This is a genomic window from Streptomyces sp. NPDC008125 (assembly GCF_042957125.1).
In the GTDB taxonomy this organism is placed as follows: domain Bacteria; phylum Actinomycetota; class Actinomycetes; order Streptomycetales; family Streptomycetaceae; genus Streptomyces.
In genome coordinates this window covers 23,646-37,031 of sequence record NZ_JBIBHR010000016.1, presented here as the reverse complement: position 1 = coordinate 37,031, position 13,386 = coordinate 23,646, and the positions used below count along the sequence as shown (strand labels likewise).

The following is a 13,386-nucleotide window of genomic DNA, read 5'->3' as shown; positions in this document are numbered from 1 at the left end:
CGGGACGGGCCGTCTCGGGTGCGCGGGCCCGGCCTCGATCCGCTGGACACCGTCAGGCCGCCCCAGCGCCCCCACCGTGCCCCCACCGCGCGCACCGCGCCGCGCGCACCGGACCGCGTGCCGCCGGTCGGTGCGAGAGGAATCTTGTGCAGTACGTTCGCCTGGTGACCGATGTCAACTGGTTCATTCTCAGATGAGCGATTCCTCCTCGGTGCTGCTGGTACTGGCGGCCGTGATCGTGCTGTTCTCGTTGAACCGCCTGCCCGTCGAAGCGGTCGCCCTCGGCTCCGCGCTGGCCCTCGTGGGCATCGGAGTGCTGACGCCGGCCCAGGTCTTCTCCGGCTTCGGCGACCCGGTGGTGGGTTTCGTGGCGGCGCTGTTCGTGGTCAGCGCGGGCCTCGAAGTGACCGGGGTGACGGCCAGGGCGGGACAGATCCTCGCGGCCCGTACCGGGAAGAGCCGTGGGCGGCTGATCGCGCTGACCCTGGTCTCCGTCGCCGCCCTGTCGGCGCTGATCACGATGAACGGCGCGGTCGCCGCGCTGCTGCCGGTGGTGGTGATGCTGGCGGTCCGGGTGGGCATGCCACCGTCCAAACTGGTGATGCCGCTGGCGTTCGCCGCGCACGCCGGGTCGATGCTGGTACTGACCGGAACTCCGATCAACGTGCTGGTGTCCGACGCCGCGAAGGAGGTGACCGGCCGGGGTTTCGGCTTCTTCTCCTTTCTCTGGGTGGGCGTCCCCCTGGTCGCCGGGACGGTCGCGGCGGCCGTCTTCCTCGGCGACCGGCTGCTGCCCTCCCGCCGTCCGGCCGCACTTCCGCCGGACCTGAGCAACCACACCCTCACCCTCGTCGCGCACTATGGTCTCGGCGACAACCTCGGCGGTCTCGTGGTGCCCCCGCGGGCGCCGTGCGTCGGTTCGACGTATCCCTCGCTCGGCACCGGGGGCGGCGGCCTGGTCGTGCTCGGGGCGCTGCGCGGGGACTCGGAGGACCACGAGCTGCGCAGCACCGACGAGCTCGCCCTGGGGGACCAGGTCGTGGTGCGGGGAACGCCCGAGGAGCTGAACGCCTTCGCGGAGCTCCACGGGCTGGTGCCGCAACGGGCCCGGCTGGGTGAACAGCGGGCCGGTGCGCTCGTCAACCGGGAGGTGGGGCTGGCGGAGGTGCTGATCTCGCCACGGTCGTCACTGGTCGGCGCGCGCGTCTTCCCCGGCCTGCTGACGGAGGCCCAGGACATCGTGGTGCTCGCCGTGCACCGGGACGGACAGAACGCCGACCCCGGCACCGTCACGCTGCGCGCCGGCGACACCCTTCTCCTGCACGGGCCCTGGCCCGCGCTCAGCGGAACCGCGTCGGTCCACTCCGACGATCTGCTGCTGGTCGACTCCCCGGCGGCGGTCCGCCGCCAGAACACCCCCGTGGGACCCGCCGGACGGCGGGCTCTCGCCGTGACGGCCGCGATGGTGATCCTGCTCGCTTCCGGGTTGGTCTCCCCGGCCGTCGCCGCCCTGACCGCCGCCGTGGCGATGATCCTTCTCAAGGTCGTCTCCGTGCACGAGGCGTACGGGGGCGTCTCCTGGCCGACCGTGGTGATGGTCGGAGCGATGTTCCCGCTCTCCACCGCGATCATGAAGTCCGGTGCCGCCGACTCCGTCGCCCGACTCATCGTGGACGTCGCCGGCAGCAGCCAGTACGCACTCCTGGCCGGCCTCTTCCTCGTCACGGTCGTCCTCGGACAGTTCGTCAGCAACACCGCCACCGCGCTGATCGTCATCCCGATCGCGACCGTCGCCGCCCGTGACGTGGGGGTCTCCGTGCTTCCCGTCCTCATGGTGGTCGCCGTGGCCGCCGCCGCCGCGATGCTGACACCGGTGGCCACGGCGGCCAACCTCATGGTGTACGAACCCGGGGGCTACCGCTTCGGCGACTACTGGCGCTTCGGTCTGCCCGTCGTCCTCTGGTTCCTGGTGGTGGCGCTGACGGTGGTGCCCCGGGTCTGGCCGCTGTGAGACGTACCCGGCCGGCGGTCGTCGGTCAGGCGGCGACGAGGAGGAGCGCGTCGGCGGCCGGCATCACCGCGGCGGTGTCGTGGACACCGCAGGCGGCCGACTTCGGCCCGCCGGCGCGCAGCACGATCGACGCGTCGCCCACGGGTGCGCAGGCGGTGGCCGGCATGACCCAGCCCGGCAACCGGGTCGGACCGGCGGCCAGCAGGACCGGGTGGTGCACGGGGCCGACGACGGCTGTCCGAGCGATCCCCTAACCTGCGCCCATGACCACGGAAGAGCACCTTTCGACGATTGACGCGTTGGCCGTACGGCCGTTCCCCGAGGCGCCCCGTACCGACGCCACCGGGAGCGGGGGACCGCGGCATCATGTACGCGTCCTGCAGGTCAGCCGGGACTTCTGGGACGACGACGACGGGCAGGCCTGGGTCGAGGCCGAGGCCGACATGATGGCCTGCCTCGACGACCTGGCAGCACACCTGACGACTCGGTGGGGCCATCCGTTCTTCGTGGAACTCGGACCGTTTCTCAGCGCCGCTCTGGACGGCGAGTCGGTGCCCGAGCCGCTGGACGAGCTCAGCCAGCAAGCCGTGAGCATGCGGGTGTGGCCCCTCCCCGGCGCCGATCGCTGGCTCGCGCTGGCGGTCGGCCAGGCCGACAAGGAACTGCCACTGATCCTGTTCGTTGCGATAGGCCATGCTTCCGCGCTCGACTTGGACGCGGTCAGCCGGACATGAGCGGATCCGAGCGACGGAGTCGCGGCCGAGACGGGTCCGGGGCATGCGCAGCCGCCGGGCCGTTCTCATCGGGGAGTGGCCGGTGATGTGATGGCTCCATGCGACGCGAGAACTGTGCGACGAGGAACCACATCACGGTGTGGCACGAGCGTGTCCTGCCGGCAGCTCCGGAACGGGTCACCTTCCCGACGGTGGTGCGCGGCTCTTGCCTGCCGCTCCTGGTCTGGGCCGGCGTGGCAGGTTTCGCGTGTGTCGTCCACGAACCAGGGGTGACCTTCGCGCTCGGCGGGCTCTTCGTGCTGTCGTTCGTCCTGGGATACGGGCTTCGCCGCAGAGCACGGCACACGGTCCGGTGCAGCGCCTACGGCGCGATGGGTGGCGTATTCGACAAGTCCATGGACGGATTCTGAAGCGTCGCGCCCGAGGCCGTTCGAAGTCCGGCACTCGGCCCGAGCCGCCCCCGGGCCCGCCCCGTCCGCCGGACGGCGCCCTCACTCCCGACGGTCCTCGGCCGCCGAGACCTGGTGCAGGGTGCGCCCGGTCCGGGCGGAGCGTGCGTGGTACGGGTCGGGGGTGCCCGGCCGGTCCCGTACCGCCTGCTCGTCCTTGGCCTTGATCAGCAGCCACGCCTCCTGTCCGTGCCCGTCCGGCCCCTCGCCCGTACGGAACCTGATCAGCGCGAACTCGCCGCGGAGTTTCTCGCCGACGAGCCGGAACGTGGCGTGGCCGCGCTCCAGGGACTCCACGAACGGCACCCGGACCCCGTGCTCGTCGTGGCCGAGAGGTACGTAGGTGCCCTGGTCCCAGACGATGACGGTGCCGCTTCCGTACTCTCCCGGCGGGATCACCCCTTCGAACTCGCGGTACTCCAGAGCGTGGTCCTCGGTGGGGACCGCCAGCCGCCGGTCGCTGGGGTTGTCCGAGGGGCCCTGCGGTACCGCCCAGGACCGCAGTACGCCGTCGACCTCCAGCCGGAAGTCGAAGTGCATGCGCCGTGCCGCGTGGATCTGCACGACGAAGCGCGGCAGGGGGGTTGCGGATTCGTTCTGCATGCCGGGCTCCCTCCGTCGTCCCCGGGGTGGGGCCGTTCCGCTCCTCCCTCCACTGTGCGGCCCCACCCGGACGGCCGCATGGCGGGCGGTGACCCCGTACCGGACCGGTCGGCCCGGGCGGCGCAATAACATGATCTCCATGGAACAGCGCACTCTCGGCAGGACCGGCCGTGACGTATCGGTCGTCGGACAGGGAACATGGCAGCTCGGAGCGGACTGGGGCGAGGTGGGTGAGCAGGAAGCCTTCGGCGTACTCGACGCGGCCGTCGGATCGGGCGTCACCTTCTTCGACACCGCGGACGTCTACGGCGACGGCCGCAGCGAACAGCTCATCGGCCGCTATCTCAAGGACCGGCCGGATGCCGGCGTCTTCGTCGCCACCAAGATGGGGCGCCGCGAGGCCCAAGTGCCGGAGAACTACGTACTGGACAACTTCCGCGCCTGGAACGACCGTTCGCGCACCAATCTGGGCGTCGACACCCTGGACCTGGTCCAGCTCCACTGCCCGCCCACCAGCGTCTACGCGACCGACGCCGTCTTCGACGCGCTCGACACCCTCGTCGCCGAGCAGCGGATCGCCGCCTACGGGGTCAGCGTCGAAACCTGCGAGGAGGCACTCACCGCGATCGCCCGCCCCGGCGTGGCGAGCGTGCAGATCATCCTGAACCCGTTCCGGCTGAAGCCGCTGGAGAAGGTCCTCCCGGCCGCCCTCGCCGCCGGCGTGGGCATCATCGCCCGGGTACCGCTCGCCTCCGGTCTGCTCTCCGGCCGGTACACGGCCGAGACCGTCTTCGCTCCGGAAGACCACCGGACGTTCAACCGCCACGGCGAGGCGTTCGACCAGGGCGAGACCTTCTCCGGCATCGACTACACGACCGGGATCGAGGCCGCCGCCGAGTTCTCCGGCTTCGCGCCCGAGGGCGCCACCCCCGCTCAGACCGCCCTGCGCTGGATCATCCAGCAGCCCGGCGTCACCACCGTCATTCCCGGAGCACGGTCCGTGGACCAGGCCCGCGCCAACGCCGCTGCCGCGGCGCTCGCCCCTCTGCCACAGCCGACCCTGGACGCGGTGCGCGACCTCTACGACCGCCGCATCCGCGCGGGTGTGCACGACCGCTGGTAGTCCCCGCACATCGGCAGGGGCGCGGGGCGACACTCAGTCGTCGTCCCCGCCGCCCTGCTCGTCCCCGCCGCCCTGCTCGTCCCCGCCGCCCTGCTCGTCCTCGTTGCCCTGCCCGTCCCCGTCGCCGGGGTCCTGCTGTCCGCCGCTCCGGACATCGGACGCGGTGGGGGCGGGGGAACCCTCGCCCTGCGGGGTGACGCCCTGCGAGACTCCGGGCCCCGGGGGTACGGCGGAACCGGAGTCGGGCGCGAAGATCACCGTGCCCAGATAGACGGCCACCACGAACGCGATCGAACCCGCCACCGCGCTGGCCACCCGGGGGCGCCGCCGAATGGCTTCGCTCGCGGCGAGTCTGCGACCGCCGGCTTTCGCCGTACCCCGGCCCGCGGCCCGGCTGCCGGATCGGCTCCCCGCCCGCGGCGCCGCCCGGGTCACCGGCGGCGCGGCCCGTCGCCGTCCCCCGGACGGCCCGGTCCGGTGCCCCGGACCGCCCGCGTCCACGGAAGTGACCGCCGACGCGGTGGAACGCGACCCGCCCGCCGCCCTCGGCGGCTCACCGCGTCCGCGCCACGCCGCCGTACGGAACCAGTCGGCCGCCTCCTGCGCCGTCGGCCGCTCCTCGGGCTTCTTGGCGAGCAGGCTCAGGAGATACGCGTCGAAGGCCGGCGAGATGTCGACCCCCTGGTCCCGCAGCGGTACGGGCGGAGTGTCCACATGCTGGTACAGCGTGGCGGCGGCGGTGTCCGAGCGGAACGGCGGGCGGCCCAGCAGCAGGTGGTAGATGACGCAGCCCAGGGAGTACATGTCGGAGTCCGCGCCCGCCGTCCGGCCGAGCGCCCGCTCCGGTGCGAGGTACAGGCTCGTCCCCACGATCTGGCCGGCCGTCGTGAGAGCCGTCGACGGATCGTCGACGAACTGGGCTATCCCGAAGTCGCCGATCTTCACGGAGCCCTCGGCGTCCAGCATGAGGTTGCCCGGCTTGATGTCGCGGTGCACCACACCCTGCCGGTGGGCGGCGGCGAGCCCGGCAGCCGCGTCGCCCGCGATCCGCGCCACCTGCTCGGGGTGGACGCTCTCCTGCGCCGACAGCAGGTCGCCGAGACTGCGCCCCTCGACCAGCTCCATCACGAGATAGAGCCGGTCCTCCCAGGTACCGAAGTCGAAGACCGCCACCAGGTGCGGGTGGCTCAGCCGGGCGGCCGTCTGCGCCTCCAGCCGGAAACGTGCGGTGGAAGAGGAGTCGGCCCGGTCCCCCAGCAGCAGCTTGACGGCGACGGCGCGGCCGAGGACCTCGTCCGTCGCCCGCCACACCTCGCCCATGCCACCACGACCGATGGGGGACACCAACCGGTACCGATCAGCTACCAGCACCTGTACACCTATCTCGAATTGTGGCCCGTTGCGTCAGCCGGGCGACGCACGGTCGTGCTCACGAGGAGCGGGACGGGGCGGGGCTCGCGGCGATGATCAGGATATCTGTCCGGTGGACCCGATGTTACGGCCGGTCAGTTCCGGTACCTCTCCTGGCACCCGGTGGCGGCCCGGTGCCACGGGCACTGCACACCCGACAGCACCTCCGGCGGCAAGTGACCGGCGCGCGGCGCGCGTTGCCGTGCGGGCGGCCCAAGGGCCGTTGCGATGCCCGGCGGTCGGGGGCCGCCCGCCCGTGGGACGGCGCTCAGCCGCGTACCGCGGCCGCCCGCCCCAGCGCCTCCACCAGCGGCAGCACCCGGTGCGGCACCCGTTCGCGCAGCGCCACCTCGGTCCGCGTCCGCACCACGCCGGGCAGCTGGATGAGCCGCTGGATCACGTCTTCCAGGTGGCCGTTGTCACGCGCCACGACCCGGGTCAGCAGGTCCCCGCCGCCGGTGGTCGAGAACGCCTCGATGATCTCCGGAACCTCCGCCAGAGCGTCCCCCACCTCGTCCAGGTGGCCCTGGGTGACTTCCAGGTGGACGAAGGCGAGCACGGGATGGCCGAGGGCCGCCGGAGAGAGGACGGGGCCGCTGCCGGTGATCACACCGTCCCGCTCCAGCCTGTCCATCCGGGCCTGGAGGGTGCCCCGGGCCACGCCCAGGATGCGGGCGTGCTCCCGCGCGCTGGTACGCGGCTGCTCGATGAGGAGCCGCAGGATACGGGTGTCGAGAGCGTCCACCGCCATGGTGCGTCTGCCTTCTCGGAGGGTGAGTACGGTGCCCCGAGCCTATCGGGGCCCGCCCGGCAGGATCTGAGCCGTACTGCCCCGAAGACCGCGAAGCGCTGGGCCGATGGCACAGCGCTACGCGGTCGGTCAGGGTCCGTGGATCAGGCGAGGGTGGCGGTGTCGATGACGAAGCGGTAGCGGACGTCGGAGGCGAGGACGCGCGCGTAGGCCTCGTTGACCTGGTCGGCGGAGATCACCTCGATCTCGCTGCCGATCCGGTGCTCGGCGCAGAAGTCGAGCATCTCCTGGGTCAGGGCGATGCCCCCGATCATGGAGCCCGTGAGGTTGCGCCGGCCGCTGCCGAGGAGGAACCCGCTCACCGTGAAGGGGCCCGGGGCCGCGCCGACGTTGGCCAGGGTGCCGTCGAGGGCCAGCAGACCGAGGTAGGCGTCGATGTCGAGATCGGCGCTGACGGTGTTGACGATGAGGTCGAACCGGCCGGCCAGCACGGAGAAGGTCTCCGGGTCGGAGGTCGCGTAATAGTGGTCCGCGCCCAGCCGCAGCCCGTCCTCCCGCTTCTTCAGCGACTGCGACAGCACCGTGACCTCGGCCCCCAGCGCGTGCGCGATCTTGACCGCCATGTGCCCCAGGCCGCCGAGACCGACGACGGCGACCTTCCTGCCCGGTCCGGCGCCCCAGCGGCGCAGCGGGGCGTAGGTGGTGATGCCCGCGCACAGCAGCGGAGCGGCGGCGGCCGGGTCCAGGCTCTCGGGCACCGACAGCACGTAGTCGGCGTCCACGACGACGTGGGTGGAGTAGCCGCCCTGGGTCGTGGAACCGTCGCGGTCGGTTCCCGCGTACGTGGGCACCATGCCGGTCCGGCAGTGCTGCTCTTCGCCGGCCACGCAGTTCGGGCACTCGCCGCAGGAACCGACCATGCAGCCGACGCCCACGCGGTCACCGACCCGGTGGCGGGTGACCCCGGCGCCGGCTTCGACCACCGTGCCGACGATCTCGTGACCGGGAACGACGGGGTAGGGCTGTGGGCCCCAGTCGCCGTTGACGGTGTGGATGTCGGAGTGGCAGACACCGGCGTACTGGATGGCGATGAGTACGTCGTCGGTGCCGACGGCACGGCGCTCGATGGTGGTGGGCACCAGCGGCTCCCCCACGGCGGGGGCGGCATAGGCGTTGACGAGCATGGGGGATTCCTTGTCCTGCGGTGGCGGTCGAGTCGGGCGGGTGTCAGCCGGCCGCCGGGGTGGCGGTGTACTCCTCGTCGGTGACGGGGGTCAGCCAGTGCACGACGGCGTGGTCGGCGTCGCCCTCGTTGATCGCCACGTGGACCATCAACCGGTCGGGTGCGGCGCCGTGCCAGTGTTCCTCGCCCGCCTCGAACAGTACGCGGTCGCCCGGCCGGATGATCTCGACGGGTCCGCCCCGGCGCTGGCACAGGCCGACGCCCTCGGTGACGAAGACGGTCTGGCCCAGCGGGTGGCTGTGCCAGTGCGTGCGGGCGCCGGGCATGAAGTGCACCAGGTTCGCGGTGACCCGGGACGGCGCGGGCGCCGCCGCGACGGCGTCGATGTAGACGTCACCGGTGAACCATTCGGCGGGCCCCTTGGCCGTGGTGATCGAGCTCCGGGTGATCTGCATGGTCGTTTCCTTTCGTTCCACGGATTCGGTGTGCGGTTTCGGGATCGGGCAGGACCGTCAGGGCTTGAGGAGCGCCTTGATCGCGCGGCGTTCGTCCATCGCCCGGTAGCCTTCGGCGACCTGGTCGAGCGGGAGGGCGAGGTCGAAGACCTTGCCCGGCTCGATGCGGCCGGTCAGGACGCGGTCGATGAGGTCGGGAAGGTAGCGGCGTACGGGGGCGGGGCCGCCGCGCAGGCCGACGTGGGAGAAGAAGAGTTCCTGGCCGTCGACGGAGACGTCGTGGGGCACCCCGACGAAGCCGACGCTGCCGCCGGGACGGGCGGAGCCCAGGGCCTGCCGCATGGCCTCGGCGGTGCCGACGCACTCCAGCACGCTGTCGGCGCCGATGCCGCCGGTGAGGTCCTTGATCCGGGCGACGCCCTCGTCGCCGCGCTCGGTGACGATGTCGGTGGCGCCGAACTCCAGCGCGAGCTTCCGGCGGGAGTCGTGACGGGACATGGCGATGATGCGCCCGGCCCCCATCTCCTTCGCGGCGATCACGGCGGAGAGGCCGACGGCGCCGTCACCGACGACGACGGCGGTGGAGCCGGGCTGGACCTGGGCCGCCTCGGCGGCCCACCAGCCGGTGCCCATGACGTCGGAGACGGCCAGCAGGCTCGGCCAGTACTTCTCGTCCGGGATCTCCTCGGTGGCGACCAGGGTGCCCTGGGCGTTGGGGATACGGATGTAATCGGCCTGACAGGTGCTCATGAACTCCCGGTGCAGGCAGTTCGACTGGAAGCCGTTGCGGCAGTTGGCACAGGTGTTGTCGGAGGTCGCGAAGGAACCGACGACGAACTGGCCCGGCTCGACCGAGGTCACCTCGCTGCCGACCTCCTCGACGAAACCGACGTACTCGTGTCCCATCGGGTGCGGGGTACCTACCGGCTCCAGGCCACGCCACGCCCACAGGTCCGAGCCGCACACGCACGACACGGCGGTACGGATGATCGCATCGGTGGGGTGGAGGATCTCCGGGTCGGCCAAGGTCTCGAAGCGGACATCACCGGGGGCGTGAATCACTGCGCCGCGCATGCGGGGGCTCCTTCCGTGCTGGGGGGACGGGTCTCTGGTGCCCGTACGGATTGCCCGGGGTGCGCGTGGCGGCGTCCTTGTCGACGTCGCGAGCGACCGGGCGGGCAGGCCTCGTGCCGCTGCGCCGTCGCGCCGCGGCCGGGAAGTGCCACGTCTTCCAGGTAACCCGTTTTCCGCGGGGCGAGCGAGTTACCAGTGAAGGGTGTATCAGCAGTACACCCCACGGCGTCCCGCCCGGCGGGCGAGCCCCGGACCACCGGACCGTCGGCGCCCGTACCGAATGCGGCAGGGGCACGCCAAAGTGCCCCGTCGGCGCGAAGCCCGTAACAGAGCCGGATTGTGGGTGGAGCGACCGATTGATCACGTTCACCCCGGCCGGAAAGCTTGCGGACGGCCGGTGGCCCTGGGGCGGGTCGCGGGGGACGGCAAGGCGTAACGCCGGGCTGTGCGTTGTCGGCGCCCACGAGGACGGCGAGGCGGAGTACGACCAGGCCGAGCGGTCCACGGCCACCCCGGTCGCCGGCGAGGGCCCCGAACCGGGCGGCACGCTCGGCTTCGCCCTCCCCGACGGACTCGACTCCGTCTCCTGCGACGACGCGGCACGGGTGAACGGCTGGGCCGGCACCGAGGGCCTCGCGATGCGTCCGGCCAACCCGCTCCGACCGGTACCTCCCACTGTCTCGTCCGGCCGCTCCCGCCCGGTACGGAGCCTTCGACCGGCCGCCCCCTGCCGGCGGAAGGCCGCTGGGCGCCCTCGAAGAAGCGCAGGTCACAGGTACCCCCGCCGGGGCGGGGGTACCGGCCGCGGGTCTCGTTCCCGGGGAGCGGGTCGTATCGTCGTCGTGTGGACAACCGTGAAGAGGTCCGCGAGTTCCTGACCTCGCGGCGGGCGAAGATCACCCCGGAGCGCGCCGGCCTGCCCGGCGGGTCGCGGCGGCGGGTGCCGGGACTGCGCAGGAGCGAGGTGGCCGCGCTGGCCGACATGAGCGTGGAGTACTACGCGAAGCTGGAGCGGGGCAATCTCGCGGGCGCCTCCCCGGCCGTACTGGAATCCGTCGCCCGCGCGCTGCACCTGGACGACGCCGAGCGCGCCCACCTGCTCCATCTCGCCCAGGCCGCCGACGGCTCCGACGTGCTGACGCGTCCCCGACGGCGGACCGGCCGCCGGTGGAGTCCGCATCCGAGCCTGCAGTGGACCCTCGACGCGATCACGGCGGGGCCGGCGGTCGTGTGCAACGGCAGGGCGGACATCCTCGCCGCCAACCCGCTCGGCCGTGCCTTTTACGGAGAGCTTCTCGCCAACCCGGACAACCGGGGAAACCTGGCCCGCTTCAACTTCCTCGACCCGGCCTCGCGTTCCTTCTACCCGGACTGGGAGCTCTTCGGCGACATGGCCGTGGCGATCCTGCGCCGCGAGGCAGGCCGCGACCCGCACGACAAGGACCTGCACGACCTCGTCGGTGAACTGTCCACCCGCAGCGAGGACTTCCGCACCCGTTGGGGTGCCCACGACGTGCGTCGGCACGGGACCGGCACCAAGAGGTTCTGCCACCCCGTGGTCGGCGGACTCACCCTCGCCTACGAGGTACTCGAGCTGGCCGCCGAGCCCGGACTCACCATGACCGTCTACACGGCCGAACCGGGCTCCCCCTCCGAGGAGGGCCTGCGCCTGCTCGCCTGCTGGACCGCCACCCAGGAATCCGCCGGACCGAGGACCCCGCCCTCCGGCTGACGCCGCACCCGCTGCGGCGGCACTGGCAGACCTGTCCGCCCGGCGGTGATCCGTTGGCTCTGATCCGGTCCAGCAACCTGGCGAAACTCTGGGCCAATGGACCACCTTTTTCGCCGCCGATTGAACCGTCGGCAGGGTCGATGGTGAGATGTGCGGAGCGATGGCGCTGCGGAACCCCCTGAGGGGATCCGCAGCGCCTTTCTCATGCGCTCATACGGATGGGCGACGGACGGAAGGGCGGGCGACTTGCTGAGGAGGGCGTTCATGGCGCCGGACCCCGGGCGGATGCGGCTGCGGTTCGCGGGGAGGGCCGTGCTCGGTATCGGACTGGCCGTCGCACTCTGCGGGGCCACCGGACACTCACTGGTGGCCATGGTCGCGGGGGGCCTGTCCGCACTGCTCGCCCTGTTCACCGTGGGCGACCCCACCGTGCGCGGGCAGGCCGTGACGACGGCGCTGCTGCCCGTCGTCGGGCTGCCGGTGCTGGTGCTCGCGAGCGTCCTGCACACCGTGCCCGTCGCCCGGGACCTGGTGTTCCTCGCCGCCGTGGGGGGCGGGGTGTACGCGCGGAGGTGGGGTCCGCGCGGGCACTCGCTCGGAGTGTTCGCCTTCATGACCTGCTTCATGGCGCAGTTCCTGCACGCCGTGCCGGCCCGGATCCCGGAGCTGTACGGAGCCGTCCTGCTCTCGGTGGCCGCCGCGGCGGCCGTCCGGTTCGGGGTGTGGTGCTACGAGCGACGGCTGCCGGTACCGGCAGCCGTGCCCGCCCCGGCCGGGGGAGCCGGACTCGCGCGGATCACCACGCGACAGGCCGTGCAGGCGGCAGCCGGCGCCGGATTCGCCCTCGCGGTCGGACAGGTGCTGTCGGATCAGCGCTGGTACTGGGCCGTCGGCGCCACCTGGTGGGTGTTCGTGGCCACCACCTCCCGCGGGGAGACCGTGGTGCGGAGCTTCAGGCGCGTCCTGGGGACGGTCCTCGGCATCGGGATCGGCTTCGCCGTCGCCGTACCGCTGCACGACCAGCCGGTCGCGGCGGCGTCGGTCGTCGCGCTGAGCGTCTTCGTGATCTTCTACTCCGCGGCCGTCTCGTACACCTGGATGATGCTCGGCGTGACCGTCATGGCGAGCATGCTGTACGGGCTCCTCGGCGTGCTCGACCCGGCACTCCTCGTCCTGCGGGTGGGGGAGACGGCCGTCGGTGCGCTCGGTGCCGTCCTCGCGGTCCTGCTCGTCCTCCCGGTGACCACGCACTCCGTGACCGACGCGTGGGTCGAGCGGGCGCTGCGCTGCGTGCACGCCTGCACCGCCGAGGCCGCCGCCCGCCTCGCGGGCGGCACGGACGCCGACCCGGCGCCCCTGGTGGCCGAGCTGGAGGCCATCCTCGGCCGGGTGCGGCTCTCGCTGGCACCGCTCGTCCACCCGCTGAGCCCCATGAAGGCGCGCAAGAAGCGGGCGCGCCAGGTGCTCGCCCTGCTCGACGGGTGCGCCCGCGAGGTGCGCGGGCTCGCCTCGGTGGCCGCCGACCCCGAGGCCTCGCACGACGCCCGGCTCGCCGCCGCCTGCGGACGGGTGGAGACCGCCGTCGAGGCGCTCACCGAACCGCCGGCCGTGGACCGCCGCCACCGGCACACCGCCCCCGTCGCGCCGGCGACGCGGGAGACCGAACCGGTCTTCGCCCACCTCCACGCGCTGGAGCAGACCCTGCTCGAACTCGCCGTTCCGCTGCGGCGGACCGGGCCGGTACCGACCGGCGCCTGACCACCCGAGCCGTACCCCCTCCGGTCCGGGGCGCACCGCGCGAGCGCCCCGGACCGCCGCCCCGCAACCGGGACCATCCCGTGCCTGGCCCTGCCGGGCGCCG

At 72.5% G+C, this 13,386-nt stretch carries 13 protein-coding genes; 6 read left to right on the top strand and 7 right to left on the bottom strand.

The window, feature by feature from the left end; genetic code table 11:
• The first annotated feature begins 193 nt into the window (after positions 1–193).
• A complete protein-coding gene (locus ACFZAX_RS25465; protein ID WP_390964458.1) occupies positions 194–2,011 on the top strand; it encodes an SLC13 family permease in 1,818 nt (605 codons plus the stop codon).
• 25 nt (positions 2,012–2,036) lie between these two features.
• On the opposite strand, the gene ACFZAX_RS25460 is transcribed toward ACFZAX_RS25465, so the two are convergent.
• A complete protein-coding gene (locus ACFZAX_RS25460) occupies positions 2,037–2,231 on the bottom strand; it encodes a DUF4267 domain-containing protein (RefSeq protein ID WP_390964457.1) in 195 nt (64 codons plus the stop codon).
• 43 nt (positions 2,232–2,274) lie between these two features.
• On the opposite strand from ACFZAX_RS25460, the gene ACFZAX_RS25455 reads away from it, so the two are divergent.
• Positions 2,275–2,745, top strand: coding sequence for a hypothetical protein (locus ACFZAX_RS25455; RefSeq protein ID WP_390964456.1), 471 nt, complete (start codon positions 2,275–2,277; stop codon positions 2,743–2,745).
• 98 nt (positions 2,746–2,843) lie between these two features.
• Positions 2,844–3,155, top strand: coding sequence for a hypothetical protein (locus tag ACFZAX_RS25450; protein WP_390964454.1), 312 nt, complete (start codon positions 2,844–2,846; stop codon positions 3,153–3,155).
• An 81-nt stretch (positions 3,156–3,236) separates the two neighbouring features.
• Here the strand turns inward: ACFZAX_RS25450 and ACFZAX_RS25445 are convergent, their stop codons facing one another.
• Positions 3,237–3,797, bottom strand: coding sequence for a DNA polymerase ligase N-terminal domain-containing protein (locus tag ACFZAX_RS25445; protein WP_390964453.1), 561 nt, complete (start codon positions 3,795–3,797; stop codon positions 3,237–3,239).
• A gap of 130 nt (positions 3,798–3,927) precedes the next feature.
• On the opposite strand from ACFZAX_RS25445, the gene ACFZAX_RS25440 reads away from it, so the two are divergent.
• Positions 3,928–4,920 carry an aldo/keto reductase gene (locus ACFZAX_RS25440; protein WP_390964451.1) on the top strand — a complete coding sequence of 331 codons (993 nt, stop codon included), beginning with the start codon at positions 3,928–3,930 and terminating at the stop codon, positions 4,918–4,920.
• Between the two features lie 33 nt (positions 4,921–4,953).
• On the opposite strand, the gene ACFZAX_RS25435 is transcribed toward ACFZAX_RS25440, so the two are convergent.
• The 5 genes from ACFZAX_RS25435 to ACFZAX_RS25415 form a co-directional block, all read right to left on the bottom strand.
• Positions 4,954–6,240, bottom strand: a complete 1,287-nt coding sequence (locus ACFZAX_RS25435) for a protein kinase (protein WP_390964653.1) — start codon at positions 6,238–6,240, stop codon at positions 4,954–4,956.
• 358 nt (positions 6,241–6,598) lie between these two features.
• Entirely contained in the window at positions 6,599–7,081 is a 483-nt protein-coding gene (locus tag ACFZAX_RS25430; RefSeq protein ID WP_390964450.1) for an Lrp/AsnC ligand binding domain-containing protein, read from the bottom strand.
• A 143-nt stretch (positions 7,082–7,224) separates the two neighbouring features.
• Positions 7,225–8,265: an alcohol dehydrogenase catalytic domain-containing protein gene (locus tag ACFZAX_RS25425; RefSeq protein WP_390964449.1), complete on the bottom strand. Its 1,041-nt coding sequence runs from the start codon at positions 8,263–8,265 to the stop codon at positions 7,225–7,227.
• Between the two features lie 43 nt (positions 8,266–8,308).
• On the bottom strand, positions 8,309–8,719 hold the full coding sequence (locus ACFZAX_RS25420; RefSeq protein WP_327174150.1) for a cupin domain-containing protein: 411 nt from the start codon (positions 8,717–8,719) through the stop codon (positions 8,309–8,311).
• Between the two features lie 57 nt (positions 8,720–8,776).
• Entirely contained in the window at positions 8,777–9,793 is a 1,017-nt protein-coding gene (locus ACFZAX_RS25415) for a zinc-binding dehydrogenase (protein ID WP_390964448.1), read from the bottom strand.
• An 844-nt stretch (positions 9,794–10,637) separates the two neighbouring features.
• Here ACFZAX_RS25415 and ACFZAX_RS25410 point away from each other — a divergent pair.
• A complete protein-coding gene (locus ACFZAX_RS25410) occupies positions 10,638–11,525 on the top strand; it encodes a helix-turn-helix domain-containing protein (RefSeq protein ID WP_390964447.1) in 888 nt (295 codons plus the stop codon).
• A 264-nt stretch (positions 11,526–11,789) separates the two neighbouring features.
• Positions 11,790–13,283 carry an FUSC family protein gene (locus tag ACFZAX_RS25405; RefSeq protein WP_390964445.1) on the top strand — a complete coding sequence of 498 codons (1,494 nt, stop codon included), beginning with the start codon at positions 11,790–11,792 and terminating at the stop codon, positions 13,281–13,283.
• Positions 13,284–13,386: the final 103 nt, after the last annotated feature.